Raw genomic sequence first — 26,411 nt, forward strand, 5'->3', positions numbered from 1 at the left:
AGAATCACGGGAAACGTAAGTCGTGTGGTCGGCACTCCAGGGACGCGTGAGCAATCGGCTCGCCCGGCATTTCCGTGCCGCGCCGCACCGGCTACCCTCGCATGCGCCTATGGTGAGCTTCACCTTCGACGATGCCCCCGACAGCGCTGCGGGCGAGGGCGCCGAGCTTCTGGAGCGGCATGGCGGTCGCGGCACCTACTATCTCGCCGGCAGCCTGATCGATCGTCCCTCGGACCACTGGCACGGCCTCTCGAACGACGCGATCGTGCGGCTCCATCGGGCCGGTCACGAGATCGCCTGCCACACCTTCTCGCACCGGAGCTCGGCCAATCTCGACGAGGCCGCCATGGCCCACGAGATCGAGCGGAATCGCAGCTATTTCCACGGCATCGATTCCTCGATCAAGCTGGAGAACTTCGCCTATCCCTACGGAATCGCCTCGGTCTGGCGCAAGCCGCAGCTCGCAAAGGCGTTCCGCTCGGCGCGCGGCATCCTTCCCGGCGTCAATCGCGACGTCATCGACCTCCAGTTCCTGCGTGCTTCGCCTCTGGTCGATTGCGAGATCGATATTGCGGGCGTCGATCGCTATTTTGACGAGGCGGTCGCAAGCGGCGGATGGCTGATCTTCTACGGCCATGACGTCACGAATACGCCAAGCCCCTATGGATGTACGCCCCACCTGATGCGCCACGCGCTGGAAGCAGCCGGGAAGCGCGGCATGCCGATCGTAACGGTCGCCGAAGCACTACGAAGGATCGGGGCGTAGCTTCTTCTTCCCTTCTCCCCCTGTGGGAGAAGGTGGCGCGAAGCGCCGGATGAGGGGTGTGTTTCAGCGAATCATCTTCTGTCGATTCGCGGAAAGAACCCCTCACCCGTCTCGCCGCTACGCGGCGAGCCACCCTCTCCCACAGGGGGAGAGGGGACGAATTCCCGATGCCGCGCGAATAGTCTTGTCATGACCCCTACGGCATGCGACTGGCGTTGACCGAAATCTCAACGTCTCACACGCTCATGTCCGCTCCTTCCACCGCTCCGCTGCCTGTGCCGGCCAACGGCCGCGATGCGCTGTCGGTGCTGCATTCGGTGTTCGGCCTGCCGGGGTTCCGGGGGGCGCAGGGCGAGATCATCCGGCATGTCACGGACGGCGGCAATTGCCTGGTGCTGATGCCGACCGGCGGCGGCAAGTCGCTGTGCTACCAGCTGCCGTCATTGCTGCGCGAAGGCTGCGGCATCGTGGTGTCGCCGCTGATCGCACTGATGCGCGACCAGGTCGCCGGCCTGATCGAGGCCGGTGTCAACGCGGCCGCGCTGAACTCGTCGCTGACTTTCCAGGAAGCCTCCGACATCGAGCGGCGCCTGATCGCGGGCGATCTCGACCTGCTCTATGTTGCGCCGGAACGCCTGGTGACGCCGCGCTGCCTGTCGATGCTGGCGCAGGCCAAGGTGTCGCTATTCGCGATCGACGAAGCGCATTGCGTCTCGCAATGGGGCCACGACTTCCGCCCCGAATATGTCGGCCTCTCCATCATCGCCGAGCGGTTCCCCAACGTGCCGCGCATCGCGCTGACCGCGACGGCCGACGAGCTGACACGTAAGGAGATCGTCGAGCGGCTTCGGCTTGCAGACAGCCCGCAATTCGTCTCCAGCTTCGACCGCCCAAATATCCGCTACGAGATCGTCGACAAGCGTAACGCAGTGTCGCAGCTGAAAGAATTCATCCGCGAGCGCCACGCCGGCGATGCCGGCGTGGTCTATTGCCTCTCGCGCAACCGCGTCGAGGAAGTTGCCGCGGCGCTCGACGACGCCGGCATCGCCGCGCTGCCTTATCACGCCGGGCTCGACAGCAGCGTGCGCTCGCGCAACCAGGACCGGTTCCTCAACGAAGACGGCATCGTCATCGTCGCGACCATCGCTTTCGGCATGGGCATCGACAAGCCCGACGTGCGCTTCGTCGCCCATCTCGACCTGCCCAAGAGCATCGAGGCCTATTACCAGGAGACGGGGCGCGCGGGGCGCGACGGCAAGCCGTCCGCGGCCTGGATGGCGTATGGCCTCTCGGACATCGTGCAGCAGCGCCGCATGATCGACGAATCCAGCGGCTCCGACGATTTCAAGCGCGTGTCGATCGGCAAGCTCGACGCGCTCGTAGGCCTCGCCGAGACCGCGCAGTGCCGGCGCAAACGACTGCTCGCCTATTTCGGCGAGACGGAGACCGCGAACAGTTGCGGCAATTGCGACAACTGCCTGACGCCGCCAAAGATGCGCGACGGCAAGGTGCTGGCGCAGAAGCTGCTCTCCTGCGCCTATCGCACCGGGCAACGTTTTGGCGCGATGCACCTGATCGACGTGCTGATCGGCCGTCTGACCGAGAAGGTGACGCAGTTCGGCCACGACAAGCTCTCGGTGTTCGGCATCGGGCGCGAGCTGAACGAGAAGCAGTGGCGCACGGTGCTGCGGCAGCTGGTGGCGATGGGCCATTTGCAGAGCGACAGCGAAGCCTTCGGCGCGCTGAAGCTGACGGACACCGCGCGCGGCGTGCTGCGCGGCGAGACCGAGGTGTGGCTGCGCGAGGAGGCGCCGGGCACGCGTGTTCGCGCCAGCCGTGCCAAATCCCGCCGCGGCGACCTCGCGCCCGCGGCCAACGCACCGCAAGGCGATGTCGATCCCGAGTTGCGCGCGCGCCTGCGGTCCTGGCGTTCAGATGTCGCGCGCGAGCGCGGCGTGCCGGCCTATGTCGTGCTCCACGATGCCACCATCGACGGCATCGTCCGGGCCTGGCCGACGACGCTGGACGAACTGCGTGGCGTGCCGGGGATCGGCGACAAGAAGCTCGAGCATTACGGCGACGAGCTGCTGCAGATCATCAGGACACGGTAGCGGCGATCACGGGTGCCGTAGCCCCGGATTTCGCTGCGCTCCATCCGGGCTACTGGCTCATCTCGGCTATCGCGGCCTCACTCACCCATTCCTGAACGCATAAGCATATCCGTTCAGCGCCGGCGCACCGCCGAGATGGGCGTACAGAATCTTCGCACCCTTCTCGAAATAGCCCTTCTGCGCGAGGTCGATCAGGCCCTGCATCGATTTGCCTTCGTAGACGGGGTCGGTGATCATGCCTTCGAGACGCGCGGTGAGGCGGATCGCCTCCTTGGTCTCTTCCGACGGCACGCCGTAAGCCGGATAGGCGTAGTCCTCGATCAGCACGACGTCGTCAGCGACGAGATCCTTGCCGAGCTCGACCAGCTTGGCCGTGTTCTGTGCGATCTCGAGCACCTGGGCTTTCGTCTGCGCCGGCGTGAAGGATGCGTCGATGCCGATCACCTTTCGCGCGCGGCCGTCCGCCGCAAAGCCGACCAGCATGCCGGCATGGGTCGATCCGGTGACCGTGCAGACCACGATGTAGTCGAACTTGAAGCCGAGCTCCTTCTCCTGCTTGCGCACTTCCTCGGCGAAGCCGACATAGCCGAGCCCGCCAAACTTGTGCACGGAGGCGCCGGCCGGGATTGCATAAGGCTTGCCGCCCGCCGCCTTCACCTCGTCGATCGCCTGCTCCCAGCTCTTGCGGATGCCGATGTCGAAGCCGTCGTCGACGAGGCGCACGTCGGCGCCCATGATGCGCGACAGCATGATGTTGCCGACACGGTCATAGACCGCGTCCTCGTGCGGCACCCAGGCTTCCTGCACCAGGCGGCATTTCATGCCGATCTTGGCCGCGACCGCCGCGATCATGCGGGTGTGGTTGGACTGCACGCCGCCGATCGAGACCAGCGTGTCGGCGTTGGAGGCAATCGCGTCGGGAATGATGTATTCGAGCTTGCGCAGCTTGTTGCCGCCATAGGCGAGGCCGGAATTGCAGTCCTCGCGCTTGGCATAGACCTCGACATTGCCGCCGAGATGCTTTGACAGCCGCTCCAGCTTCTCGATGGGCGTCGGGCCGAAGGTCAGCGGATAGCGCGCGAATTGGTCCAGCTTCATGGGGCATCCCGATTGGTGTGTGTGTCTGGGATGTGGCTAGCATTGGCCTGGAAAAATGTGCTCTCGAATATTGCGCCGATATTGCGCCTTATCTTGCGAAAAACTCGCCAGTCGTTATGATTTCTTCCGGAAAATTAGCCAAGCACGGAAGCTTCTTCCATGTCCGCCCGGCTCGACCGCATCGACCTCAAGATGTTGAGATTGCTGCAGAATAACGGCCGGCTCAGCAACGCCGAGCTGGCCGAAACCGTCGCCATCAGCCCCGCCACCTGCCATCGCCGCACCCAGCGCCTGTTCGAGGACGGCTTCATCGCCGCCGTCCGGGCCATGGTCGCCCCGAAGAAGGTGGCGAAGGGGACGCTGGTGATGGTCGGCGTCGTGCTCGACCGCTCGACGCCGGAGAGCTTTGCCACCTTCGAGCAGGCGATCGCAAAACTGAAATTCGTGCTCGACTGCCACCTCGTGGCCGGCGATTTCGACTATTTCCTCAAGATCCGCGTCGGCGACATGGAGGATTTCAACCGCATTCACGGCGAGCAGCTCATTGCGCTGCCCGGCGTGCGCCAGACCCGCACGTTCTTCGTGATGAAGGAAGTCGTCGACAACGCGCCGCTGGAGTTTTGAGCTGCAGCGTTTTTCAGCGCGTTGGAGACCGGTTCGCGCCGTGAAAACGCGTCGAAACAGTAATTCGACGCTATTGATGCGCGAGACTCATCATGAGAGATTCGTCCAATGCAACCGCCTCCCTTTCGTCAGCAAAATCCTGTCGCGCCGGCCTACCGGCGCGGCTGGGTGGACGAGGCCGTCGCCGCGATCGAGGCGGACCAGTGCCGGACCGCAGACACGCATCTGATCCGGCTGATCGTGCCGGCGCTATCAGGCATCGACATCTATCTGAAGGACGAATCCACGCATCCGACCGGCAGCCTGAAGCACCGACTGGCGCGCTCGCTGTTCCTTTACGCGCTCTGCAACGGCCACATCCGTGAAGGCACGCCCGTCGTCGAGGCATCGTCGGGATCGACCGCGGTGTCGGAAGCCTATTTCGCGCAGATGATCGGCGTGCCGTTCTACGCCGTGATGCCGCGCACGACCTCGGCGGAGAAGATCGCGGCGATCGAACATTATGGCGGCAACTGCCATCTGATCGACGATGGCCGCGCGCTCTACGCGGAGGCCGCCGCGCTCGCGACCCGGCTGGGCGGCCACTACATGGATCAGTTCACCTTCGCGGAGCGCGCCACGGATTGGCGCGGCAACAACAACATCGCCGAATCGATCTTCACGCAATTGCACGGCGAGCCGCGCCCGCTGCCGGACTGGATCGTGATGGGGGCCGGCACCGGCGGCACCTCGGCCACCATCGGACGCTATTTGCGCTATCGTCAGTATCCGACGCGTCTCTGCGTCGCCGATGTCGAGCATTCCGCCTTCTTCGACTGCTTCCGCACGCAGGACCGCTCCCATGTTTGCGACCGTCCGTCGCTGATCGAGGGCGTCGGCCGGCCGCGCTGCGAGCCGTCCTTTGTGCCGGGCGTGGTCGATCGCATGATGAAGATTCCGGATGCGGCGACGATCGCCGCGATGAACGTATTGTCGCGCCGGCTGCGCCGCGCAGTCGGCGGCTCCACTGGCACCAACTTCCTGGCGCTGTGCCGGCTCGCCGCGGAGATGCGCAAGGCGAATGTAACGGGCTCGTTGGTGACGTTGATCTGCGATTCCGGCGAACGCTACCGGCAGACCTATTACGAGCCCGGATGGCTGAAAGCGCGCGGCCTCGATCCTGCGCCGGTCGAGACGGCCCTGTCGTCGTTCCTCGCGACGGGCGACCCGCTGACGCTTGATGTCGACGACGTCGCAAATCCGCAGAGCGAATAAAGCGCCGTGGCAATTACGCCGCGCCAGTTAGGGGCGACTTCTGTTTTTGGGCCGACGCGGACCATCAAGACGGGTGCAGTGGAGCAAGTATCCTCCATCGTCATGCCAAGCATCGGTCTTGGCGACCTCTTTCCATCCGCGCTTCTCGGGATCGCGCTCGAAATGCTTGGGCTTCGTTTCAATGAAAGGGCCTGTCTCCATTTCGATCTTTTCGATCCTCCAATCGTAGACCATGGCGGGAGCGCCCGTGAGGTGCGCGTGATTTTCGAAGTAGAAGAACGGGTCTACTCCGATGCAGACCAGTCCTCCCAACCAGGCGCCTAGGCGAGCATTGTCGGGAGGCCTTCCATCGCAATACATAAGAAGGCCAACGTCCAGGACCCACCAGTCATCTTGGGTATGCACGACCTGGGCAACAATTTCGTAAGAGCTCTCGAACAAATGAGTGATTGACGGCGCTTTGGGGTCAAATGGACCGGCCCCCGGAAGCGGGACTACCGGACAGAATTCGAGCGCGAACGAGACGTTCGTCGCTTGCGCGAAGTCACCATAGTTGCCGTCCTCAATAATCCAACTATCAAGTCCGACGATTAGATCGGCCATCGCATGCCTCGTGAACGACACATGGGGGATATAGCATGGTTGTGCTCGTGTCTCCATGCCACTTGTAGAATCGCACCGTCGTCACGGCAACTTCACTTGCGTTGCGCTCGCCTGCAGATGAGCTTCGCCTCTTCTCAACGAGGAGATCCTGCCGTGCGCCTTCCCATTCTCGATCCCAAGGATCTGACCGACGAACAGAAGCCGCTCTATGACGACATGCGAGCCGGCATCAAGGACCACTTCAAGGGCTTCGTGAACATGCGCGACGACGGCGCGCTGCTCGGGCCCTGGAATCCCTGGATCCGCGAACCGCGCTTCGGCAAGCCGGTGTGGGAGCTGGTCAAGGCGATCGCGTCGAACCCGCTGCTGCCGGCGCCGGTGCGCGAGGTCGCGATCCTCGTCACCGGCTCGCATTTCCGCTCCGGCTACGAGCTCTATGCTCATGTCCTGGTCGCCGAGCAGCGCGGCCTCTCCGACGAGAAGCTCGCGACCATCGTCGCCGGACAGCGGCCGGTGGATCTCACCAGGCAGGAGGCGGTCGCTTACGACATGGCCTCGGCACTGGTGAGCGGTGGCGTGCTGCCGGAGTTGACTTATCGGGCGGCGGTGAAGGAGTTCGGCGAGCATGGCGCGGCCGAGCTGTCCTACCTCGTCGGCGTTTATTGCATGGTCTCGGTCACGCTCAACACGTTTGACGTGCCGGTGCCGGAATAGAAACGGCTCCCTTCGATCACTCCGCCGCCTTGCTTGCAGGCGGCGGGGGCGCGAAGGCGATGCAGCGATTGCGACCTTCGGCCTTGGCCTCGTAGAGCGCATGATCGGCCGCGCCCATCAGCCCGTCGATGCCCGACATGCTGACGGTGGCTTCCGCGATGCCGATGCTCACGGTGACGCCGAACTGAATCCTGTTTGCGAGGATCTGCGCACCCATCACGCGCTTGCGGATGCGCTCGGCGACCGTCCTTGCACGGGACAGGCTGGTCTCGGGCAGGAGAACCGCAAATTCCTCGCCGCCGACGCGGCCGACGATGTCCGACTTGCGCTTGCCTTCGAGGCACGCAGCCGCAACCGCCTTGATCGCGGCGTCGCCCGTCGCATGGCCATGGCGATCGTTGACCGACTTGAAATGGTCGATGTCGAGCATCAGCACCGAGACGGAGCGATAGTAGCGCTGAAAGCGGCTCCATTCCGCAGCGAGGCACTCGAGAAAGTGGCGGCGATTGTAGAGCCCGGTCAGCGGATCGGTGGTGGCGAGCGTCTCCAGCATCGCGGCTTTTTGCGTCAGATCGGTGATGTCGACATAGGTCAGCATGCGGCCGCCATTCGACATCGTGGTGCAATGGGCCCTGATGCGTCTGCCGTCCGGGGTCTGCAGGTCGCGCACATGATCGCCGGCCTTGACCTCATCGACGCGCCTTGCCGGAAATTTCGCGAGCTCGTTGGTTGGAAGATTCGGTGCGCTGGCGCGATGCAGGCCTCGCACCAGCGACGAATAGGCCGGCCGGTTCGCGGCCTCGTCGTCGCTGATCTCCCAAAAACGTCGCATGCGCCGGTTCATGAAGGTGGCGTGCAGGTCGGAGTCGAGCAGGAGGACCCCATCCTGGACATTCTCCAGAGCATCCCGCAGCAGCTTCAGCTCGTCGGAGGTGCGGACAATGTCGGTGACCGGCGTATAGGTCAGCATGCGCCCGCCGTCGGGCAGTGGGGTGACTTGGACGCGCACGACATCGCCGTTGGTCCGGCGCAGATCGATCGGCGTCGGATCACCGGCTTCGATCACACGGACGCGTTCCGCCACCAGAGCATCGAGCTCGGGGTCCGGCACCTCATAGGCTCCGATGTCACGTCCGTGACGAAGCAGCGTGAGAATGGACGGATTGCTGTCGGCGACCTCGTCGGGGAGGCGCCACATCTGTCGAAACGACCGGTTGATCAGGCGCGCCCTGAGGCTGGAGTCGAGCAGCACGATGCCGGTCGGCACATGATCGAGCGCGGCGCGCAGCGCCAGCATCTGGCCGCGCATCAGCGCGTCGGAGGAGCGTTCCCGTTCCTCGCCGGCCGAGCGCTCGATGGTGTTCGGCTGCTCGAAGGCGACGCCGACCTGACGGTCCGATCGCCAGATCACGCGGCAGGTCAGGATCTCGCGTCCCGCAAGCCTGAGCTGGAATCGCTCGGGCACGCCGAGGCCACTCTCCATCTCGAGCGTGGCGCCCTCCTCGGAGAGCCGGCGCACGACGCAATCGATCGACGACTGGCCGAAATTGAAGAAGATCTTCCCAGCAAGGAACGTCCGTTCCGGGACCAAGCGGGACATTCACAGCCTCCAAGCTGAACACGCCACCAACAAGCCGGTCCAGTCTCGCGCAAGGTTACTTGCGGCGGTGTAACGCGATCGACGTTTTGGGATGAGGATTAACAACCGGTTGACGCGCAATGCGAGCGGCGGACGCGAAAGGCTTCAATGCACCCGCTCCGTAGCCGGTCGTCCGGACGCTGCGCTCTATCGAAAATCCTCTGCGACCGCAGTCAGTTGCGTACCGCGTAGAGCGGTGTGCGCAACGTCAGCTGGTAGGACGGCTTCGGCATCCAGGCGATCTGGGCGGTGATGCCGAACAGGCGGTTGTCGTTATCGTCCATGCGGTCGAGATCGAGCCGCAGGAGCGGCTGGGTGAAGGACTCCGCCAGCGTCCGGCCTGCAAGCTGCGCGCCGCCGAACGACTGCACGCCGAGGCGTCCCGTGAACTTCCAGTTGCTCGGCCACTGGTAATAGCCGCCGCCATAGAGGATCGTGTTCGGCCTGATGCTGGCGAGCTGGCTGGCGATGTCTGTGTGGGTGTATTGCACCCCGGCAAGCCAGCCCCGGGTCTCGTCCTCGTCCAGCGCGTAGTCGAATTCCAGGATGTTGTTGAACGATGTCGTCATGCCCTGCTCGTTCGGCACCGACTGCGTCAGGGTCGATTGCAGCGTAATGGTCGGGATCTTTCCGCCGTTCTGCTGATAGAGATCGGCCTGCACGCCGATGTTCCAGCTGGTGATGTCGAACGCCGTCCAGCCGCCACCGATGTCGGTCGTTGAGCCCGATACGCCGCCATAGAGCGATACGCTATCGCTGACGTCGACGGTCAGCGGCAGGTCGACGGCGATCGCCTTTGCCGCCGGCAAGCCGTTTGGCAGGGTCGTGCCTCTGCGCGCCGCCAGCGCCTCGAACGCGGCCGACAATGATGTGTTGCCGAAGCCGAGCCCAAGCGTGCCCGCGGGAATCGCCGCATAGATCGTGCGCAGATCGAGGTAGATGTTCGGCAGAGCCGGCTTTGCCGGTGCATCCTCCTCGGCCTCATCGGCGACGGCAGCGCCCGCCGAAACCGCCAGGGAAAGCAACCCTATCGCGGCAATGCGCAAAGCCCGATGATGCGATGGGTTACAATGAGACACGTGACAATCCGACGCGTGGCACGGCGATGCCGGAACCGCGCGCTAGATGGAACGTGATCGCTCCCAGGGTCAAGCGCTATCCGCAAGCGATGGACTGCACCGACGTGCGCGGCTAATCTGCCGTGATCGCACTGACACACGCGCCGGCCAGAGTGCAGGCCGGACATCGGAAGGACAACAGCCATGAACACGTCACGCCGCATCCTGCTCACCGGTCTGGCGGGACTCGCTGTGGCCCCGACTGCCGTGGCCGCCTCCATACCGTCGGCCGAGCCCGACGACGTGACGGTCGCCGAAGAACGCTTCGCGCGCACGATCGCCGCCGCGCATGCGCCCGACGTCACCTGCGCGCGGCAGGCCGAGCGTTACGCGGATGCGCATTGGCTCGAGTATGTCGTGGCAGCGCGCGCAGTGATCGGCGCAAGGGTGTGAGTCTTTCTTCCTTCTCCCACAAGGGGGAGGGTAAGCGAGCGCCTCACGTCTCCACTGCGCGTCTGACCTGCTCGCCGATCTGCGACAGCACGAGCTGCGCCTGCGGCAGGATCGCGCCCATGGCATGGAAATTGTGGACCATGCCGTCATGGCAGACGTGCTCGACCGCGACGCCCGCGGCGAGCAATTTGCGCGCATAGGCGTTACCTTCGTCGCGCATCGGATCGAATTCGGCGGTGTGGATGATGGCGGTCGGCAGGCCTGCGAGCCGCGTCGCGCGCAGGGGCGAGATGCGGGGATCGGCGGCATCCAGGCCCTCGGGCAGATAGTCCGCGAGGTCGGCTTCGATGGTGACGCGATCGATCAGGTGGCCTTCGGCGAATTCCTCGCGCGAAGGCGAACTCTCCTCGAAATCCAGCACCGGGCAAATCAGGCATTGCGCGACGATCGAGAGGCCGGCGCTCTGTGCGGCCTCCTGGCACACGATCGCCGCGAGCGTGGCGCCGGCGGAATCGCCGCCGACCACCAGTCGTTCGGCGTCGATGCCCAGCGACGAGGCTTGCCGCGCGACCCATTCGGTCGCCGCGATCGCATCGTCGACGGCAGCGGGATATTTGTGCTCCGGCGCCAGCCGGTAATCGACCGAGACGAGGCGGCAGCCGGTCACATGCGCCAGCGCCGCCGCGATGCGATCATGCGTCGCAATGCTTCCGGCCACGAGCCCGCCGCCATGAAAGAACACGAAGCCCGGCGCGCGCTCGCCGGCAGAAGCGGGCGAATAAAGGCGATAGGGCAGCTCGCCACCGGGCCCCGGAAACGTGCCGTCGGACGCGCTCACATCCGGCGCCTCGGCACGCGCGAACTGCATCAGCTTCGCCAGCGACTGCCGCCGCGCTTCCACACTCGGCCGGCTCCGTGCCTGCGGCGCGGCCGCAGCCATCATGGTCAACAAACGCTTTGCGAGCGGATCGAGCGGCATGGCACTTCCTTTATCCCCTTGTGGGAGAGGGTAACTCAGCAGCCCGGCGCAGCAAATCATTTAGAAATTGCGCCCAATAGTGGCGCTATAGTGTGGCGTCACGCCAAGGGGAGGCCGGTCATGGCCGAGATCAAGAAGCCGATCGAATATTCGCCGAGCTGGACCTTCTTCGAAGGCAAATGGCACGACGGCAATGTGCCGATCATGGGCCCGCGCACGCATGCTGCCTGGCTCGGCTCGGTCGTGTTTGACGGCGCGCGCGCGTTCGAAGGCGTCGCGCCCGATCTCGACCGTCACGTCGCCCGCGCCAATCAATCCGCGATCAATTTTGGCCTGAAGCCGGTGGTCGACACCGGCACCTGGCTCGCGCTCGCCAACGAAGGCATCGCGCGCTTCGCCCGGAATGCCGAGCTCTACGTCCGTCCGATGTACTGGGCGCAGAACGGTTCGGGCGGCGGCGTGCTGTTCGACCCCGAGACCACCAACTGGTGCCTCTGCATCTACGAGGCGCCGATGCCGAAACCCGTCGGCAACGCCATCACTCTGTCGCCGTTCCGTAGGCCCACGGCCGAATGTGCGCCGGTCGAGGCCAAGGCCGCCTGTCTCTATCCGAACAATTCGCGCGCGCTCGCGGAAGCTGCCGGGCGCGGCTTCCAGAACGCCCTGATGCTCGACATGCTCGGCAACGTCGCGGAGTTCGGCAATTCCAACGTGTTCATGGCCAGGGACGGCGTGGTCTACACGCCGGTCCCGAACGGCACGTTCCTGAACGGCATCACGCGTCAGCGCGTCATCAGCCTGCTGCGCGGCGACGGCGTCACGGTGGTCGAGAAGACGCTGCGCTATCCCGACTTCCTCGCCGCCGACGAGATCTTCTCCACCGGCAATTTCGCCAAGGTCGCTCCCGTGATCCGCATCGACGATCGCGAGCTGAAGCCGGGCCCGCTCTACACCAAAGCGCGAAAACTCTATTGGGATTTTGCGCATGCGGTGAGGCTGGCGGCGTAGACGCTTCATTCTCTGACATTGTGCGCTTTCGCGCGAAATACTCCATTGTCATCGCCCGACTTGATCGGGCGATCCAGTATTCCGAGACGCTTGTGATGGAATCGACGGACCGCAGCGTACTGGATGCCCCGGTCAAGCCGGGGCATGACAGCTAACCTCGCCGCCGAAACCGGCTGAACTGAAACGCCTGTGTCGAATCCCACGGCGTGTGGTGGACCTCGCTCCGCGTCTCGACCAGCTCGAACTCCGACCCCAGCTCCGCCGCAAGGCTCGCGCTGTCGTGCCGTTGCACCGGCAGGCCGCTGCATTTCTCCGGGCCGTCGGGTGCGAACGTCGCGATGATGACGTGCCCGCCGGGCGCAACCGCCGACCTCAGGCGCTCGACGTAAGCCGCCCTGTCGCGCGGGTCGGTCAGGAAGTGAAACGCCGCGCGATCGTGCCAGACATCGTAGGTCTTCGGCGGTTGCCATGTCGTGACGTCGGCGACGATCCAATCGACCGTTGATGCGGCTGCGCCAATTCGTCTCCGCGCTGCCTCGAGCGCGTTGCCGGAAAGGTCCAGCACTGCGAGGTCGCGATATCCGTCCCGCAGGAGAGCGTCCACCAGCCGCGAAGCGCCGCCGCCGATGTCGATGATGGCGGTGCCATGATCCGGGCTGGCCGAGCGGATCATATCGAGCGAGATGGCCGGGCTGTCCTGAAACCAGCTGACCTCGGTCTCGCCCTTGGTGGCGTAGACGTTGTCCCAATGTGTGCTGCGGTCGGACATGGCGGCTCCGGCCTTGGCCGGGGCGGCAGCGCGCAAGTGGCGATGCCGCGATGAACTGGCAGTTCGCGCGCCCGCCGCATGCGGACGCGCCGGCATGAAGAAGGACCTACTCGTCCTTCTTCGACATCCTCTCGAGGCGTTCCTGCATGTCCTTCATCTGCTGACGCAGGTCGTCGATATTGCTGTCCTTCGGCGCCGCAGCGTTCGCATCGGGCTCAGGCTCCGCGCTGGCCGCCGGGCGGCCCGTGCCAGGAGCGAACGGCTTGAACATCGAGAAGGTCTGCTGGAACAGCTCCATGTTGCGGCGGACCTGTTCTTCCAGCGGCGCGAACGGAGTTCCGGACAGCGAGTTGGCGATCTGCTTGCGGAACTTCTCCTGCTCCTGGGTCAGCGTCGCGATCGACTGCTCCAGATATTTCGGCACCACCATCTGCATGCTGTCGCCATAGAAGCGGATCAGCTGGCGCAGGAAGGTGGTCGGCAGCAGGTTCTGGCCGGCCTTGTTCTCCTGCTCGAAGATGATCTGGGCGAGCACGGAGCGGGTGATGTCGTCGCCAGTCTTGGCGTCGTAGACCAGGAAATCCTCGCCGTCCTTGACCATGGCGGCGAGGTCCTCGAGCGTCACGTAGGTGCTCGTTCCGGTGTTATAGAGCCGGCGGTTCGCGTATTTCTTGATGGTGGTGGGTTGGTCTGATTTCGCCATGGGCTCTCACTTGCAAGCGCGGAGAACGGGAACCCGGCGGGCCATGCCGCAGGGCGGGAAGAGTACGCAACGCAACAAAATAAGCATTTTCAAAGGGGTCACGCTACCGTTTTGTGCGCCACGGTTAATCGGGCAGCAAAAACGTGCTTGCGAAAGCGCCAAGAACGCTATTTTGAATGCGCTGCGGTATGGATTCGGTCATCGGCCGATTGACATGCCTCAACGACGTTAACAGGATGCCATTCGAGACTGGCGAGCCGTTTTCCCCAGCCCCGCCTGCCCCCTTTCAACATCAGGAGATGCCCATGTCAGACGATGTCGTCATCGTCAGCGCCGCCCGCACCCCGGTCGGAAGCTTCAACGGAGCGTTCGCGACCCTTCCCGCCCATGACCTCGGCGCGATCGCCATCAAGGCCGCGCTGGAGCGTGGTGGCATCGAGCCCGGCCGGGTCTCCGAAGTCATCATGGGCCAGATCCTCACCGCGGCTCAGGGCCAGAACCCGGCCCGCCAGGCCTCGATTGCCGCCGGCATTCCGGTGGAGAGCCCGGCCTGGGGCGTCAACCAGCTCTGCGGCTCGGGCCTGCGCACCGTCGCACTCGGCTACCAGGCGCTGCTCAACGGCGATTCCGAGATCGTGGTCGCCGGCGGCCAGGAATCCATGAGCATGGCACCGCACGCCCAATATCTGCGCGGCGGCGTCAAGATGGGCGCGGTCGAGTTCGTCGACACCATGATCAAGGACGGCCTGTGGGACGCCTTCAACGGCTATCACATGGGCAACACCGCCGAGAACGTCGCGCGGCAGTGGCAGATCACCCGCGCGCAGCAGGACGAGTTCGCCGTCGCTTCGCAGCAGAAGGCCGAAGCTGCGCAGAAGGCCGGCAAGTTCAACGACGAGATCGTCCCCGTCACCATCAAGGGCCGCAAGGGCGACACGGTCGTCAGCGCTGACGAATATCCGCGCCATGGCGCCACCCTTGATGCGATGGCCAAGCTTCGTCCGGCCTTCGAGAAGGAAGGCACGGTCACCGCGGGTTCGGCCTCCGGCATCAACGACGGCGCTGCCGCCGTTGTGCTGATGACCGCCAAGCAGGCGGCCAAGGAAGGCAAGAAGCCGCTCGCGCGCATCGTGTCCTGGGCGCAGGCCGGCGTCGATCCGAAGATCATGGGCTCGGGCCCGATCCCGGCCTCGCGTGCCGCGCTGAAGAAGGCCGGTTGGAACGTCGGCGATCTCGACCTGATCGAGGCCAACGAGGCCTTCGCGGCGCAGGCCTGCGCCGTCAACAAGGATCTCGGCTGGGATACCTCCAAGGTCAACGTCAACGGCGGTGCGATCGCGATCGGCCATCCGGTCGGCGCTTCCGGCGCGCGCGTGCTGGTGACACTGCTGCACGAAATGCAGAAGCGCGATTCGAAGAAGGGCCTTGCCACGCTGTGCATCGGCGGCGGCATGGGTATCGCGATGTGTCTGGCGCGCGACTGAGATAGCTGACGCGTAACTTACGTGTCACTTGCGCGTGCGCTGCACACAGACCGAGTGCGTTGCACGCGACTAAAAAGGCAGCGGTTGCAAATCAAATATTCTTCGCAACCGCGCAAGCCTCGACTAAATACAAACGCCCGGCTCGACGCCGGGCGTTTTGTTCTTGATGTCCGTCAAACCAGCCGCATAATCCACCACTAAAAACGATCACTCAGAAGCGTCCGAAGAGTCCAAGGGAAGGAATACGATATGGCACGTGTTGCACTGGTGACGGGTGGTACGCGGGGCATCGGAGCTGCGATCAGCAAGGCGCTGAAGGCGGCCGGCTACAAGGTCGCGGCGAGCTATGCCGGCAACGATGCGGCGGCGGAGAAGTTCAAGGCCGAGACCGGCATCGCCGTCTACAAATGGGACGTGAGCAATTTCGACGCCTGCGCGGAAGGTGTGAAGAAGGTCGAGGCCGATCTCGGTCCCGTCGAGGTGCTCGTCAACAATGCCGGCATCACCCGCGATACCGCCTTTCACAAGATGACGCTCGAGCAGTGGAACGCCGTGATCAACACCAATCTCGGCTCGCTGTTCAACATGACGCGCCAGGTGATCGAGGGCATGCGTTCGCGCAAGTTCGGCCGCGTCATCTCGATCTCGTCGATCAACGGCCAGAAGGGGCAGTTCGGCCAGGTCAACTATTCCGCGGCGAAGGCCGGCGACATCGGCTTCACCAAGGCGCTCGCGATCGAGAACGCCAAGGGCGGCATCACCGTCAACGTGATCGCGCCGGGCTATATCAATACCGAAATGGTGCAGGCGGTGCCGAAGGACGTTCTGGAGAAGAACGTGATCCCGCAGATCCCGGTCAACCGCCTCGGTGAGCCCGAGGAGATTGCGCGCGCCGTCGTGTTCCTCGCGTCCGACGATGCCGGCTTTATCACCGGCTCGACCCTGACCATCAATGGCGGCCAGTATCACGCCTGATAGGGTGTCGGGCCTGTGTGCCAAAAGCCTGTAGATTCAGGCGCGACAAGGCGATAGTGAAGACGAAATGCCCGGCCTCGTGCCGGGCATCATCGTCCTCAGAGCCTTTCGATTGATGACCCCGCGCACAGCCACACTGGTCGGATTGACCGCGATCCTGATGTGGTCGCTGCTATCGGTGATGACGGTGGCCACCGGAAAGATTCCGGCGTTCCAGCTCGCCGCCATGACGTTCGCGATCGGCGGTCTCGTCGGCCTCCTCACCTGGATCGGCCGCGGCGATGCGGCGAAAAGCCTGCGTCAGCCGCTGGTCGTATGGGTCGTCGGCGTCGGTGGCCTGTTCGGCTATCACGCATTGTACTTTCTTGCGCTGCGCTTCGCGCCGCCGGCCGAAGCCGGTCTTTTGAATTACATGTGGCCGCTGCTGATCGTGCTGTTCTCGTCGTTTCTGCCGGGCGAGCGGCTTGCCATGCATCACATCGTCGGTGCCGTGCTCGGCCTCGTCGGCACCGTGCTGCTGTTCGCCGGCAGCACCTCCGGCTTCGCGCCGGGCCAGCTGCCGGGATTGATCGCAGCGTTCATCGCGGCGTTCGTGTGGGCGGCCTATTCGGTGCTGTCGCGGCGATTGAAAGCGGTGCCGACCGATGCGGTCGCGGGATTCTGCCTTGCCACCGCCGCGCTCGCCGCGCTGATGCATGGCCTGCTTGAAACCACGGTGTGGCCGGAGACGACGCTGCAATGGCTCTCCGTAGCCGCCCTCGGTATCGGCCCCGTCGGTGCCGCGTTCTATGCCTGGGACATCGGCATGAAGCGCGGCGACATCCGCGTGCTCGGCGCCGCATCCTATGCCACGCCGCTGCTCTCGACCGGCTTCCTCATCGCCGCCGGCTTTGCAAAAGCCAGCGCCAACATCGCCATCGCCGCGATCCTGATCGCCGGCGGCGGCCTGATCGCGGCGAAGGACATGGTACTGCGCAAGCGATAAGCGTGCGTCAAAGCGCCGGCTGCCAGCCCGGCGGCCGATACATCGCCTCCGGAATCTGCCCGAGCTCGGAGCGCTGCAGGCGTTGCGGCGTCAGGCCATAGAATTCCTGGAAGCTGAGGATCAGCGGGCGCCATTTGTCGGGATCGATTCGATTGGACGCGCCGTCCATCATGATGTCGGGATGTGCGTGCACGCGGGTGATGCGGACTTCGATCGCAGCCAGATTGCCACGCCAGACCGTGTCATCCTGCGCCATCTCGTGCACATGAGCGACCTTGGCTTCCATCTGCACCGGACATTCCGCCACACGCGGCGCACCGACCGTTTCGCTCGCCAGTGCGGTCAATCCGCTGAGACCGAATTTGTCCTTCTCGTGCCGGTAGCCGCGATAGAGCTTTCCTGGAGGTACCGGATCCGACCCGGTGGTGCGTGCGAGGCGATCGACGGCGGCAACGAGTTCGGCTGACGGCAGGTTGAGCACGCATTCGCCGGTACGAATCATGTTCTCGGTGGTCTTGGAATTGCGCGCGAGCCCGAGCATGCAGCGCCAGCCCACCCACCATGCCGAGGACATCGGCGCGAGATTGTGGGAGCCGTCGTCATTGGTCGATCCGATCAGGACGACGGGTGTCCCGAAATATAGAATCGCAGGGTCTATCTGAATGGCCGGTGGATCGAATGTTCCGTGCATCGTGCGCTCCTGTTGACGATGAGCGCTGTCCTACGGTGTGCAATGGATCGATCCCACCCGATTCCAGATCGCGGATCAGAAGCGTTTTCGAGCGAAGTGGATGCCGGTTCGCGCGAAGAAAGCGCGTTTCTGACTCAACCAGAACCGAAGCTCTACGGCTCCCAGCCCTTCGGCGCGAGCTCGAACTTCGCGAATTCGAACGCGGGCGCCACGGTGCAGCCGACCAGCGTCCACTCTCCCATGCTCTCCGCCATCTGCCACGCATCTGCCGGCACGATCGCTTGCGGCCGCTCGCCGCCTGACAGATCCGTGCCGAGCCGCACCTCGTGTTGCGAGCAGCCTTCATGCGCGATGCGCAGCCTCAGCGGACTGCCGGCGTAATAGTGCCAGATCTCGACTGCGTCGATGCGATGCCAGTGCGAGCGTTCGCCGCGCGCGAGCAGGAAGTAAATAAGGGTCGAGCGCGAACGCCCGCTGGCGTCCGTGGTCTGGTCGCGAAACGTCTCGCGGTAGTGCCCGCCCTCGGGATGCGGACGGAGTTCGAGGCGCGCGATGATCTCGGCTGCGGTCGGCATCGATCCCCGTCAGGATTTGTTCTTCAATATTTGCTCTTCAAGACTTGTTCTTGCGCTCGCGCAGTTCGCCGAACACCGCGGCGGCGTCCGCGCCCTTCATGTGTAGCCTGGCCGCGACCGAGGGTTCATCGGCGCGCAGGAACACATTTGCTCGCTTCTCATCACCAAGCAGTGAGGGAATGGTCGGCTTGTTCTCGGCCCGCAGCTTCGCGACGTCCGCCGCGCGCGCCTGGAGCGCCGCGTTGTCCGGATCGATGCTGAGCGCGAACTTGACGTTGGACGCCGTGTATTCGTGGCCGCAATAGAGCCTGAAGTCGTCGGGCAGGGCCCGCAGCTTCAGAAGCGAATCCCACATCATCGGGTAGTCGCCTTCGAACACGCGGCCGCAGCCGATCGAGAACAACGTGTCGGCCGCGAACAGCGTTTTCTCGTTGTCGAACACGTAGGAGATGTGGTCGAGCGTGTGGCCTGGCGTCTCCAGTACGCGCCCCAGCAAGTTGCCGACCTTGACGATGTCGGCATTGGCGACGCGCAGGTCGACGTTGGCAATCGCAGTCGTCTTGTCATGCGGCGCGACGACGCGGCAATTGTATTTCTGCTTGAGTTCGGCGACCCCGCCGACATGATCGCCATGATGATGAGTGATCAGGATGTCGGTTAGCTGCCAGCCCTCGCGCTCCAGCGCCTTCAGGATGGGGCCGGCCTCCGGCGCGTCGATCGACGCCGTTGCCTTGGTTTCCACATCGTGGATCAGATATCCGAAATTATCGTTTAAACAGGTGAAAGTACGAATTTCGGCGGCCATGTCATCTCCATCGCGCTCAGTCCCGCAGACAAATATGGCGTTAACGTTGCGCAGGCAATGCAATATTCCGCGCGCGGGAGCCGCCTTGTGCATGTTACATTGCCATCATGACCATTGATGTCGTCGACCTCCGCGAGTTCTATTCCCGTCGCCTCGGGATTGTGGCGCGGCAAATGATCAATCGCGGCATCAGGGAGCGCTGGCCGACCGCCGCGGGCCAGCGTGTTCTCGGCTTCGGCTATCCCACGCCCTATCTCGGCCTGTTCCGCGAGGACGCGGAGCGCTGCATCGCCTTCATGCCGTCGGCGCAGGGCGTCTTGAAATGGCCGACGGGACGGCCGGCGCTGGCTTCGCTGGTCGATGAATTCTCGCTGCCGCTTCCCGACGCCGCGGTCGACCGTATCTTGCTGATTCATGCACTGGAGATGTCGGACGATCCGGCCGCGCTCTTGCGCGAGGTGTGGCGGGTGTTGTCGCCCTCCGGCCGCGTGATCGCGGTGATCCCGAACCGGCGCGGGGTGTGGACCCGCACCGACAGCACGCCGTTCGGTCACGGCCGGCCCTATTCGCGTTCACAGATCACCGACCTCTTGCGCCAGACCTGGTTCACGCCGACCGCCTGGGGCGAGGCGCTGTTCATGCCGCCCTATGCCGGCGGCTGGGTGCTGAAATCGGCGCAGATGTGGGAGCGTGCGGGCGCGGCGCTGTCGTTGCCGTTTGCCGGCGTGCACATTGTCGAGGCGACCAAGCAGGTCTATCGCGCGATCCCCGCCAAGCGCGAACGGGCGCGGCTGATTCCCGCGCTGACGAAGCCCGTGCTGGTGCCGTCCTCGACCACGGTCAGGCGCAGCTAAAAACAAAATCGTCCCGGCGAGGCCGGGACGATTCAGTTCAGGATGTCTGGCGAAAGGGCTGCGGCTTACTCGCCGGAGGCCACTTCGTCGCTGGAGCCGGCGGGAGCCGCCTCGCGCTCGGCGCGCGGGCCATGCGGCCGACGCCGGCGCCGCGGAAAGCGCTCGCCGCCACCACCGCCTTCGAAGCCGGGCTGAGCGCCATTTGCGGCACTATTCACCTGCGGCTGTGCGCCGGTGATGAAGGAGGGCAGGCGATCGACGCTGCCGGTGTCGGCAACGACGGGCTGCGGCTGGTTCTGCGGTTGCGGCTGCGGCTGATATTGCGGCTGCGGACGATGGTCGCGCTCGCGATGCTCGCGCGGCTGCTGCTGGTCGCGCTGATAGGGCTGCTGGCTGTCGCGCTGCTGATGATCACGCTGGTGATCGCGCTGACCGTCACGGTCACGCACGAAAGGCTGCTGCTGCGGCTGCGGGACGAAGCCCGGCTCCTGGCCGAAATTCGAGAAATTCTCGCCGTCGTCCTCGCTGTCGTCGGCGCTGGTGCTGACGGGCTCGTCGCCGCGCGGCTGCTGGTTCTGGCGGAACTGTTCCTGGGCCGCTGCGATCAAGCGGAAATAATGCTCGGCATGCTGGTAGTAGTTCTCGGCGGCGACCGGGTCGCCAGAGGAGCGCGCATCGCGCGCGAGCTGAAGATATTTTTCGGCGATGTGCGAAGCCGTGCCGCGGATCTTGATGTCGGGTCCGTTCGATTCGTAAACCCGGGTCATCGGGTTCTGGCCGCGCCGGTTATTGTTGTTGTTATTGTTGTTGCGGTTGCGCATCCGCTGCTTGTTCTGACCGTTTCTCATGTCCTGCCTTTAATTCCAGCCCTAAAGGTTGCACGCATTACTGATTGCTCGGAGTGACCTGGTGACAGCGGTTCACATTTCTCGCGCGCACCGCGCGCAAGAGCGGCTTGAACCCTGCCGATGTTCGTCGACCGTCGCGTTCAACAAAGACGCGTTCCCCACCCGCCAGCATTCATTGCCAGCGAACCCATTCATATCGCCTGCCGAAACAAGCCCAGCTTTGTTGCGTAAGTCTTCAAGCGCAATATCAGGCTTTCGTTCACTTTGCGGTCGGAGAGCAGCGCAGCTCCAATGGCGATCGCGCTCAACAGGACCAGCGGCTTGGAACCTTTAATCAGTAAAGCTCTCGCCCGAGAGCCCGGCTTTCGCCCGTAGGTCTACGGGGCCGGCACCGATGTGTTGACCGGAACGTAGTCGTTCCCAAGGGATATTCCAAGAGGTTTTTTGCAGCCCAATCCGGCTTTTATGGAGGCATTTTTCGGGCCGAGACTGCCCGCGGGATGCCCGCCAGATCGGCCCTGGGCGGCCTGTCCACAGACAACGCGGCGGCCGTCATCAGGGTTGCAATATCCCCGGCCTGTCCCTGTCCCGCCTCGACGATCAACGCCCCGCCGGGTGCGAGACGCTCGGCCGCCTGCGGGATCAGGGCGCGGTAGGCGTCATAGCCGTCATTGCCGCCATCGAGCGCCAGATGCGGATCGTGCTCGCGCACTTCGATGCTCAGTTTCGGAATTTCCCCTGAGGGAATATAGGGCGGATTCGACACGATGAGATCGAACGGGCCGCTGAGCGCCGCCGCATAGGAGCAGGCGACGAAGCCGGAGCGGCGGGCGAGACCAAGAGCTGCGGCATTGCTCCTCGCGGTGTTGAGGGCGGAGAGGCTGAGATCGGTTCCGACACCGAAGGCATCGGGAATTTCGTGCAGCAGCGCGAGCAGGATCGCGCCGGATCCGGTGCCGATATCCGCAATTCGCGGGTGCCGCCCCGATATCGTGGCCCCGCGAAAGATCTCGAGTGCCAGTTCGACGACGGTCTCGGTGTCCGGCCGCGGCACCAGCGTCGCCTCGGACAGCTGGAACGGCAGGCCCCAGAATTCGCGCGCGCCGAGAATGCGGGCGACCGGCTCATGCGCGAGGCGGCGCTGCGCATATGCTTCGAGCCGCGCAGCCTCTTCGGCCGTGAGTTGGCGCGCCGCCTGCGTGACCATGCCGGTCAAATCAAGCCTCAGCGCCGCGCCGACGAGCAGGCGCGCATCAAGGGCGGGCTCCTCGATGCCGGCCGATTTCAGCCGTGCCGCAAGTGCGCGCCGCGCACTCTCGATGCTGTGTCCGGGATCGAAACCTGTCGCCAATGGAGCCATCCTGCCTGGTCTCGTGGATAGATCGGCGGCATTGCTTGCGTCAACGGAAAGGAGCGCGTTTGATCGCATCTCGCAGCGAGGGAGGGATCCATGACGGCCTATGACGATCAGAACGTCTTCGCAAAGATCCTGCGTGGCGAGATTCCCTGCTTCGAGGTTTTCAGGGACGACCGCAGCCTCGCCTTCCTCGACATCATGCCGCGCTCGCCCGGACACACGCTGGTCATCCCCCGGGCGCCGGCGCGCGGCATCCTCGACATCGCGGATGACGATCTCGCCGCAGTTGCACGAACCGCCAAGCGGATCGCGGTCGCGGCGATGAAGGCGTTCGGCGCCGAGGGTATCATTCTGCAGCAGTTCAGCGAGCCCGCCAGCGGGCAGGTGGTGCTTCACCTGCACATGCACGTCATGCCGGTCAGGGCCGGCGTCGAATTGCTGCCGGCGCAGACGCGCAAGGAAGACATGGCGGTGCTCGCCGATCACGCCAAGCGGATGATCGCGGCGCTGGGCAGTTGATTGGCGGCTAACTAGACGCCGAGATAGCGCTGCAGCAGCTCCGGCTGGGCCTTGAGCTCCTGCGCCGGGCCTTCGTGCACGATGTGGCCGTTGTTGATGATGTAGATCCGTGTCGCCAGTGCCAGCGTCGCCGCCAGATTCTGCTCGACCAGCACGATGGTCTGGCCGGCGGCTGCGAGCTCGCGGCAGGCCTTGACGAGATCGTGGACGATCACGGGCGCGAGCCCCTCGAACGGCTCGTCCAGCAGCACGATCTTGGGATCGCGCACCAGCGCGCGCGCGATCGCGAGCATCTGCTGCTCGCCGCCGGAGAGCTCGGTGCCGCGGTTGTTGCGCCGCTCCTTCAGCCGCGGAAACATCTCGTAGATGCGCTCGAGCGGCCAGCGCTTTGGCGCGGTGATCCCGGCGAGGACGATGTTCTCCTCCACCGACAGGCTGCCGAAGATCCGCCGCTCCTCGTGCACGAGCTGCATGCCGGCCTGCGCGATTCTGTGGCTCTTGCGTCCGGCGATGTCGATGCCGTCGAACTTCACGCTGCCGCTGCGCGGCGTCACGACGCCCATCAGGCTCTTCAGCGTAGTGCTCTTGCCGGCGCCGTTCCGCCCGAGCAGCGCCACCACCTCGTGCCGCTCGACGCGCATCGCGACGTCGAACAGGATGTGGGAGTCGCCGTAATAGCTGTTCAGGCCATTGACCTCGATCAGGCTCATGCGGCGATCTCTCCGTGAACGCCGCCGAGATAGGCTTCCTGCACTGCGGCGTTGGTCCTGATTTCTTCCGGTGTGCCGTCCAGCAGCACCTTGCCCTCCTGGAGCACCGTCACGCGCTCGACCAGCTCGAACAGCGAATCCATGTCGTGGTCGATGATGATCATGGTGCGCCCGCGCGCGATCGATTTGAGCAGCTTGACGGTCTCGACCCGCTCGCGCGGGCTCATGCCCGCGAGCGGCTCGTCGAGCAGCAACAGGCGCGGCGAGGTGGCGAGTGCAAGCCCGATCTCCAGCCTGCGCTTCTCGCCATAGGCGAGCTCGGAGACCGGCGTGTCGGCGCGGCGGGTCAGATTGACCAGGGCCAGCGTGTGCTCCACCTGCTCAGTCAGGCCCTTGACGCCCGAGAGCTTGCGGAACAGGTCGAGCCGGAATTTTCCGCGTAGTTCCGCCAGTGCGGCGATGGTCAGGTTCTGCCGCACTGTCAGCCCGGTGAAGAGCTGGTTGACCTGGTAGCTCTTGGTGAGCCCGAGCTGGCAAACCTCGGTGACCTTCAATCCCGTGATGTCGCGGCCCTCGAACACGATCTGGCCCGAGGTCGGCGCGATCTCGCAGGTCAGCATTTTGAAGAAGGTCGATTTGCCGGCGCCGTTGGGGCCGATGATGCCGCGCAGCTCGCCCCGATTGACGCTGAAATCGATGTCGCTGTTGGCGACGAGGCCGCCATAGCGCTTGGTCAGGCCCGTGGCTTTCAGGATCGGGCCGGAATAGGCGGGATGCTCGACCTCCTTGGCCTGCATCGGCGCCGGTGCGGGCGGCTGCATGGTCTCGGCGTCAGCGGCTTCCTGTTCAGCCTCCGCTTCCGTCCGCTTACGCTTGCCGGAGAACAGGCGATAGAGATCGGCGATCCCGCCGATGATGCCGCCGCGCAGGAAGCAGACCAGCAGCACGAACACGACGCCGAGCACGAGCTTCCAGGCGGCCCCCAGGCCCAGCGCGGACTGCAGGAAATCCTGAAGGAAGAGCCAGACGGTCGCGCCGACCAGCGGCCCGAACAGCGCACCCCGGCCGCCGATGGCCGTCTGCATCACGAGCTGGCCCGAGGTGTCGAAGGTGAAGGCGTCGGGCGGCATGAAGGCCTGCAGCACGCCGAGCAGGCCGCCGGCGAAGCCCGCGTAGGCGGCCGCGATCACGAAGGCGGTCAGCTTGTAGCCGTGGATGTTGTGGCCGACGGCGGTGGCGCGCAGCGGATTGTCCCGGATCGCACTGAAGATGGCGCCAACCGGCGAGCGGACGATCCTGAGTGCGATGATGACGCCGATGAAGTAGCACAGCGCGATGAACTGATAGAGCGACCAGCCATTGGTGAAGTGCAGTGTGGTGAAGCCGAGATTGAAGCTCGGCGTTGGCACGCCCGGCAGGCCGTTTTCCCCGCCGGTGAAGTCCGAGAGCGGGTTGAACTCGACGAAAAAGAACACCTCCGCGATCGCCACTGTGATCATGGCGAAATAGATGCCTGTCCGACGCAGCGCGATCAGGCCGATCAGATAGCCGGTCGCCGCCGCTGCGATCATGCCGATGATCAACGCGCCCAGCACGTTGCCGAACCCCGCGCGGGTCAGGAGATAGGCGGCGACGAAGCCGCCGGTGCCGTAGAAGGCGGACTGGCCGAACGACAAGAGGCCGGTGAATCCGAACAGGATGTCGAAGCCGAGACCGAACAGGCCCCAGACCAGGATCCGGTTCACGGTGTTCGGGGCGAAGCCGAGATGCGGCAGCACGAACGGGGCTGCGATCAACCCGATCGCGGTCAAGGTCTCGATCAGGAACGGGCGTTGCTTGAGCATCTCGAAATCGCTTACTCGCGGCCCTGGACGCCGAGCAGGCCATGCGGTCGCACCACGAGTACGAGCGTCATTGCCGCAAACAGCATCACATAGGCGTAGCCGGGGTTGAACATGGAGGTGACGCTGATGATCTCGCCGGCGATCAGGCCGCCGAGGATGGCGCCGGGGAACGAGCCGACGCCGCCGATCACCACCACCACGAAGGTCTGGACCAGGATGTCGTCACCGATGCCCGGTGTCAGCGACACCACCGGCGCGTTGACGATGCCGGCAAAGCCCGCGGCCATCGCGCCGATGCCGAACACGACCATGAAGACGCGGTAGACGTTGATGCCGAGCGAATCGACCATCACCGAATCCTCGATGCCGGCGCGCACGATCATGCCGAGCCGGGTGCGGTAGAGGATGATGAACAGCGCGCCGAGCGCGATCGCGACGATGCCGACCACGGCGAGGCGGTAGGTCGGATAGAACATGAAGCCGAGATTGGTGATGCCCTGGAACAGCGCCGGCGGCGGCACCAGCTGCGACTGGCTCGAGAAGATCAGGCGCACGAGCTCGACGAAACAAATTCCGAGCCCGAAGGTCACGAGCAGCTGATCCTCGTGCGGGCGGTGATAGAAGTGCCGGATGATCACGCGTTCCATGAGAACGCCGAGCAGCATCACGAACAGCGAGCCCGCGATGACGGCGAGGACGAACGATTCCGTGTACTGGTAGGCGACGAAACCGGCATAGCCGCCGATCATGAACATCGCGCCATGCGCGAGGTTGAGCACGCCGAGCGTGCCGTAGATGATGGTCAGGCCGGAGCTGATCAGCGCGAGCAAAGCGCCGAGCGCGAGCCCGTTGAAAAGCTGTGAAACGAGGTTGGGCCAACTGATCATGCGACTATCGCCGTTGTGACGCGCGATGGAGCTGCGTCAAAAAAGGTGACGCCGCAGGACCAGAGTGCAGCCCGCGGCGTCACAGGGGTTAGCGCGGG

27 protein-coding genes are annotated in these 26,411 nt (G+C 64.4%); 12 read left to right on the forward strand and 15 right to left on the reverse strand.

Translation table 11 applies throughout. The annotated features are described in order from the left end of the window. The first annotated feature begins 22 nt into the window (after positions 1 to 22). Positions 23 to 766 (forward strand): polysaccharide deacetylase family protein, encoded by a 744-nt coding sequence (locus NLM25_RS03030; RefSeq protein WP_309143577.1) that lies wholly within the window; start codon positions 23 to 25, stop codon positions 764 to 766. A 245-nt stretch (positions 767 to 1,011) separates the two neighbouring features. Continuing rightward, entirely contained in the window at positions 1,012 to 2,877 is a 1,866-nt protein-coding gene (gene recQ / locus NLM25_RS03035; protein WP_254135987.1) for a DNA helicase RecQ, read from the forward strand. A gap of 81 nt (positions 2,878 to 2,958) precedes the next feature. On the opposite strand, the gene NLM25_RS03040 is transcribed toward recQ, so the two are convergent. Further along, entirely contained in the window at positions 2,959 to 3,975 is a 1,017-nt protein-coding gene (locus NLM25_RS03040; RefSeq protein ID WP_254135988.1) for a 1-aminocyclopropane-1-carboxylate deaminase, read from the reverse strand. 159 nt (positions 3,976 to 4,134) lie between these two features. Between NLM25_RS03040 and NLM25_RS03045 the strand changes: the two genes are divergently transcribed. Both NLM25_RS03045 and NLM25_RS03050 read left to right on the forward strand, forming a co-directional pair. Further along, positions 4,135 to 4,599 carry an Lrp/AsnC family transcriptional regulator gene (locus NLM25_RS03045; RefSeq protein ID WP_254115178.1) on the forward strand — a complete coding sequence of 155 codons (465 nt, stop codon included), beginning with the start codon at positions 4,135 to 4,137 and terminating at the stop codon, positions 4,597 to 4,599. A gap of 108 nt (positions 4,600 to 4,707) precedes the next feature. Then, on the forward strand, positions 4,708 to 5,853 hold the full coding sequence (locus NLM25_RS03050) for a PLP-dependent cysteine synthase family protein (protein WP_254135989.1): 1,146 nt from the start codon (positions 4,708 to 4,710) through the stop codon (positions 5,851 to 5,853). A 27-nt stretch (positions 5,854 to 5,880) separates the two neighbouring features. On the opposite strand, the gene NLM25_RS03055 is transcribed toward NLM25_RS03050, so the two are convergent. Further along, a complete protein-coding gene (locus NLM25_RS03055; protein WP_254135990.1) occupies positions 5,881 to 6,456 on the reverse strand; it encodes a hypothetical protein in 576 nt (191 codons plus the stop codon). Positions 6,457 to 6,609: 153 nt separating this feature from the next. Here NLM25_RS03055 and NLM25_RS03060 point away from each other — a divergent pair, with 153 nt between their 5' ends. After that, a complete protein-coding gene (locus NLM25_RS03060) occupies positions 6,610 to 7,170 on the forward strand; it encodes a carboxymuconolactone decarboxylase family protein (protein ID WP_254135991.1) in 561 nt (186 codons plus the stop codon). Positions 7,171 to 7,186: 16 nt separating this feature from the next. On the opposite strand, the gene NLM25_RS03065 is transcribed toward NLM25_RS03060, so the two are convergent. Together NLM25_RS03065 and NLM25_RS03070 are read right to left on the reverse strand one after the other, a co-directional pair. Then, a complete protein-coding gene (locus NLM25_RS03065; RefSeq protein ID WP_254135992.1) occupies positions 7,187 to 8,770 on the reverse strand; it encodes a sensor domain-containing diguanylate cyclase in 1,584 nt (527 codons plus the stop codon). A 212-nt stretch (positions 8,771 to 8,982) separates the two neighbouring features. Continuing rightward, positions 8,983 to 9,855 (reverse strand): hypothetical protein, encoded by an 873-nt coding sequence (locus NLM25_RS03070; protein ID WP_254141101.1) that lies wholly within the window; start codon positions 9,853 to 9,855, stop codon positions 8,983 to 8,985. A gap of 216 nt (positions 9,856 to 10,071) precedes the next feature. On the opposite strand from NLM25_RS03070, the gene NLM25_RS03075 reads away from it, so the two are divergent. Beyond that, positions 10,072 to 10,320 (forward strand): hypothetical protein, encoded by a 249-nt coding sequence (locus NLM25_RS03075; protein WP_254115182.1) that lies wholly within the window; start codon positions 10,072 to 10,074, stop codon positions 10,318 to 10,320. Between the two features lie 43 nt (positions 10,321 to 10,363). On the opposite strand, the gene NLM25_RS03080 is transcribed toward NLM25_RS03075, so the two are convergent. Next, positions 10,364 to 11,299: an alpha/beta hydrolase gene (locus NLM25_RS03080; RefSeq protein WP_254135993.1), complete on the reverse strand. Its 936-nt coding sequence runs from the start codon at positions 11,297 to 11,299 to the stop codon at positions 10,364 to 10,366. Between the two features lie 120 nt (positions 11,300 to 11,419). Here NLM25_RS03080 and NLM25_RS03085 point away from each other — a divergent pair, with 120 nt between their 5' ends. Next, positions 11,420 to 12,307 (forward strand): branched-chain amino acid aminotransferase, encoded by an 888-nt coding sequence (locus NLM25_RS03085; protein ID WP_254135994.1) that lies wholly within the window; start codon positions 11,420 to 11,422, stop codon positions 12,305 to 12,307. Between the two features lie 151 nt (positions 12,308 to 12,458). Here the strand turns inward: NLM25_RS03085 and NLM25_RS03090 are convergent, their stop codons facing one another. Further along, positions 12,459 to 13,076: a trans-aconitate 2-methyltransferase gene (locus NLM25_RS03090; RefSeq protein WP_254135995.1), complete on the reverse strand. Its 618-nt coding sequence runs from the start codon at positions 13,074 to 13,076 to the stop codon at positions 12,459 to 12,461. Positions 13,077 to 13,182: 106 nt separating this feature from the next. Continuing rightward, complete coding sequence (gene phaR / locus NLM25_RS03095; RefSeq protein WP_254135996.1) at positions 13,183 to 13,779, reverse strand: polyhydroxyalkanoate synthesis repressor PhaR; 597 nt, start codon at positions 13,777 to 13,779, stop codon at positions 13,183 to 13,185. Between the two features lie 305 nt (positions 13,780 to 14,084). Here phaR and NLM25_RS03100 point away from each other — a divergent pair, with 305 nt between their 5' ends. From NLM25_RS03100 to NLM25_RS03110, 3 genes are all read left to right on the forward strand, one after another. Further along, on the forward strand, positions 14,085 to 15,263 hold the full coding sequence (locus tag NLM25_RS03100) for an acetyl-CoA C-acetyltransferase (protein ID WP_254115187.1): 1,179 nt from the start codon (positions 14,085 to 14,087) through the stop codon (positions 15,261 to 15,263). A gap of 249 nt (positions 15,264 to 15,512) precedes the next feature. Beyond that, positions 15,513 to 16,238 carry an acetoacetyl-CoA reductase gene (gene phbB / locus NLM25_RS03105; RefSeq protein WP_254135997.1) on the forward strand — a complete coding sequence of 242 codons (726 nt, stop codon included), beginning with the start codon at positions 15,513 to 15,515 and terminating at the stop codon, positions 16,236 to 16,238. Between the two features lie 115 nt (positions 16,239 to 16,353). Further along, complete coding sequence (locus NLM25_RS03110; RefSeq protein WP_254135998.1) at positions 16,354 to 17,223, forward strand: DMT family transporter; 870 nt, start codon at positions 16,354 to 16,356, stop codon at positions 17,221 to 17,223. 7 nt (positions 17,224 to 17,230) lie between these two features. On the opposite strand, the gene NLM25_RS03115 is transcribed toward NLM25_RS03110, so the two are convergent. The 3 genes from NLM25_RS03115 to gloB all read right to left on the reverse strand — a co-directional run bounded on the left by NLM25_RS03115 (position 17,231) and on the right by gloB (position 19,294). Then, a complete protein-coding gene (locus NLM25_RS03115; RefSeq protein ID WP_254135999.1) occupies positions 17,231 to 17,914 on the reverse strand; it encodes a flavin reductase family protein in 684 nt (227 codons plus the stop codon). Positions 17,915 to 18,066: 152 nt separating this feature from the next. Further along, entirely contained in the window at positions 18,067 to 18,489 is a 423-nt protein-coding gene (locus NLM25_RS03120) for a cupin domain-containing protein (protein WP_254136000.1), read from the reverse strand. A 37-nt stretch (positions 18,490 to 18,526) separates the two neighbouring features. Beyond that, positions 18,527 to 19,294, reverse strand: coding sequence for a hydroxyacylglutathione hydrolase (gene gloB, locus NLM25_RS03125; RefSeq protein WP_254136001.1), 768 nt, complete (start codon positions 19,292 to 19,294; stop codon positions 18,527 to 18,529). Between the two features lie 107 nt (positions 19,295 to 19,401). Between gloB and NLM25_RS03130 the strand changes: the two genes are divergently transcribed. Continuing rightward, a complete protein-coding gene (locus NLM25_RS03130) occupies positions 19,402 to 20,148 on the forward strand; it encodes a class I SAM-dependent methyltransferase (protein WP_254115193.1) in 747 nt (248 codons plus the stop codon). Between the two features lie 65 nt (positions 20,149 to 20,213). Here NLM25_RS03130 and NLM25_RS03135 read toward each other — a convergent pair whose 3' ends face one another. Further along, on the reverse strand, positions 20,214 to 20,996 hold the full coding sequence (locus NLM25_RS03135; protein WP_254115194.1) for a DUF4167 domain-containing protein: 783 nt from the start codon (positions 20,994 to 20,996) through the stop codon (positions 20,214 to 20,216). Between the two features lie 463 nt (positions 20,997 to 21,459). After that, positions 21,460 to 22,356: a peptide chain release factor N(5)-glutamine methyltransferase gene (gene prmC, locus NLM25_RS03140; RefSeq protein ID WP_254136002.1), complete on the reverse strand. Its 897-nt coding sequence runs from the start codon at positions 22,354 to 22,356 to the stop codon at positions 21,460 to 21,462. A 90-nt stretch (positions 22,357 to 22,446) separates the two neighbouring features. Between prmC and NLM25_RS03145 the strand changes: the two genes are divergently transcribed. Beyond that, positions 22,447 to 22,872, forward strand: a complete 426-nt coding sequence (locus NLM25_RS03145) for an HIT family protein (RefSeq protein ID WP_254136003.1) — start codon at positions 22,447 to 22,449, stop codon at positions 22,870 to 22,872. 11 nt (positions 22,873 to 22,883) lie between these two features. Here NLM25_RS03145 and NLM25_RS03150 read toward each other — a convergent pair whose 3' ends face one another. Genes NLM25_RS03150 through NLM25_RS03160 form a run of 3 tightly spaced genes read right to left on the reverse strand, consistent with a single transcriptional unit; the run spans position 22,884 to position 26,313 of the window. Beyond that, on the reverse strand, positions 22,884 to 23,582 hold the full coding sequence (locus NLM25_RS03150) for an ABC transporter ATP-binding protein (protein ID WP_028149500.1): 699 nt from the start codon (positions 23,580 to 23,582) through the stop codon (positions 22,884 to 22,886). Then, entirely contained in the window at positions 23,579 to 25,426 is a 1,848-nt protein-coding gene (locus NLM25_RS03155; RefSeq protein WP_254136004.1) for an ATP-binding cassette domain-containing protein, read from the reverse strand. The genes NLM25_RS03150 and NLM25_RS03155 overlap by 4 nt, the downstream gene beginning before the upstream one ends. A gap of 11 nt (positions 25,427 to 25,437) precedes the next feature. Then, positions 25,438 to 26,313: a branched-chain amino acid ABC transporter permease gene (locus NLM25_RS03160; RefSeq protein ID WP_254136005.1), complete on the reverse strand. Its 876-nt coding sequence runs from the start codon at positions 26,311 to 26,313 to the stop codon at positions 25,438 to 25,440. Positions 26,314 to 26,411: the final 98 nt, after the last annotated feature.

This window comes from Bradyrhizobium sp. CCGB01 (assembly GCF_024199795.1).
Taxonomy (GTDB): Bacteria; Pseudomonadota; Alphaproteobacteria; order Rhizobiales; family Xanthobacteraceae; genus Bradyrhizobium.

What these genes read in the sequence shown, in the direction of transcription:
- NLM25_RS03150 (WP_028149500.1), bottom strand. Translation starts at nt 23,582, where the DNA reads ATGAGCCTGATCGAGGTCAATGGCCTGAACAGCTATTACGGCGACTCC.
- NLM25_RS03115 (WP_254135999.1), bottom strand. Translation starts at nt 17,914, where the DNA reads ATGCACGGAACATTCGATCCACCGGCCATTCAGATAGACCCTGCGATT.
- NLM25_RS03065 (WP_254135992.1), bottom strand. Translation starts at nt 8,770, where the DNA reads ATGTCCCGCTTGGTCCCGGAACGGACGTTCCTTGCTGGGAAGATCTTC.
- NLM25_RS03155 (WP_254136004.1), bottom strand. Translation starts at nt 25,426, where the DNA reads ATGCTCAAGCAACGCCCGTTCCTGATCGAGACCTTGACCGCGATCGGG.
- NLM25_RS03075 (WP_254115182.1), top strand. Translation starts at nt 10,072, where the DNA reads ATGAACACGTCACGCCGCATCCTGCTCACCGGTCTGGCGGGACTCGCT.
- NLM25_RS03045 (WP_254115178.1), top strand. Translation starts at nt 4,135, where the DNA reads ATGTCCGCCCGGCTCGACCGCATCGACCTCAAGATGTTGAGATTGCTG.
- NLM25_RS03160 (WP_254136005.1), bottom strand. Translation starts at nt 26,313, where the DNA reads ATGATCAGTTGGCCCAACCTCGTTTCACAGCTTTTCAACGGGCTCGCG.
- NLM25_RS03145 (WP_254136003.1), top strand. Translation starts at nt 22,447, where the DNA reads ATGACGGCCTATGACGATCAGAACGTCTTCGCAAAGATCCTGCGTGGC.
- phaR (WP_254135996.1), bottom strand. Translation starts at nt 13,779, where the DNA reads ATGGCGAAATCAGACCAACCCACCACCATCAAGAAATACGCGAACCGC.
- recQ (WP_254135987.1), top strand. Translation starts at nt 1,012, where the DNA reads ATGTCCGCTCCTTCCACCGCTCCGCTGCCTGTGCCGGCCAACGGCCGC.
- phbB (WP_254135997.1), top strand. Translation starts at nt 15,513, where the DNA reads ATGGCACGTGTTGCACTGGTGACGGGTGGTACGCGGGGCATCGGAGCT.
- NLM25_RS03055 (WP_254135990.1), bottom strand. Translation starts at nt 6,456, where the DNA reads ATGGCCGATCTAATCGTCGGACTTGATAGTTGGATTATTGAGGACGGC.
- NLM25_RS03080 (WP_254135993.1), bottom strand. Translation starts at nt 11,299, where the DNA reads ATGCCGCTCGATCCGCTCGCAAAGCGTTTGTTGACCATGATGGCTGCG.
- NLM25_RS03100 (WP_254115187.1), top strand. Translation starts at nt 14,085, where the DNA reads ATGTCAGACGATGTCGTCATCGTCAGCGCCGCCCGCACCCCGGTCGGA.
- NLM25_RS03050 (WP_254135989.1), top strand. Translation starts at nt 4,708, where the DNA reads ATGCAACCGCCTCCCTTTCGTCAGCAAAATCCTGTCGCGCCGGCCTAC.
- NLM25_RS03130 (WP_254115193.1), top strand. Translation starts at nt 19,402, where the DNA reads ATGACCATTGATGTCGTCGACCTCCGCGAGTTCTATTCCCGTCGCCTC.
- NLM25_RS03090 (WP_254135995.1), bottom strand. Translation starts at nt 13,076, where the DNA reads ATGTCCGACCGCAGCACACATTGGGACAACGTCTACGCCACCAAGGGC.
- NLM25_RS03110 (WP_254135998.1), top strand. Translation starts at nt 16,354, where the DNA reads ATGACCCCGCGCACAGCCACACTGGTCGGATTGACCGCGATCCTGATG.
- NLM25_RS03085 (WP_254135994.1), top strand. Translation starts at nt 11,420, where the DNA reads ATGGCCGAGATCAAGAAGCCGATCGAATATTCGCCGAGCTGGACCTTC.
- prmC (WP_254136002.1), bottom strand. Translation starts at nt 22,356, where the DNA reads ATGGCTCCATTGGCGACAGGTTTCGATCCCGGACACAGCATCGAGAGT.
- NLM25_RS03135 (WP_254115194.1), bottom strand. Translation starts at nt 20,996, where the DNA reads ATGAGAAACGGTCAGAACAAGCAGCGGATGCGCAACCGCAACAACAAT.
- NLM25_RS03040 (WP_254135988.1), bottom strand. Translation starts at nt 3,975, where the DNA reads ATGAAGCTGGACCAATTCGCGCGCTATCCGCTGACCTTCGGCCCGACG.
- gloB (WP_254136001.1), bottom strand. Translation starts at nt 19,294, where the DNA reads ATGGCCGCCGAAATTCGTACTTTCACCTGTTTAAACGATAATTTCGGA.
- NLM25_RS03120 (WP_254136000.1), bottom strand. Translation starts at nt 18,489, where the DNA reads ATGCCGACCGCAGCCGAGATCATCGCGCGCCTCGAACTCCGTCCGCAT.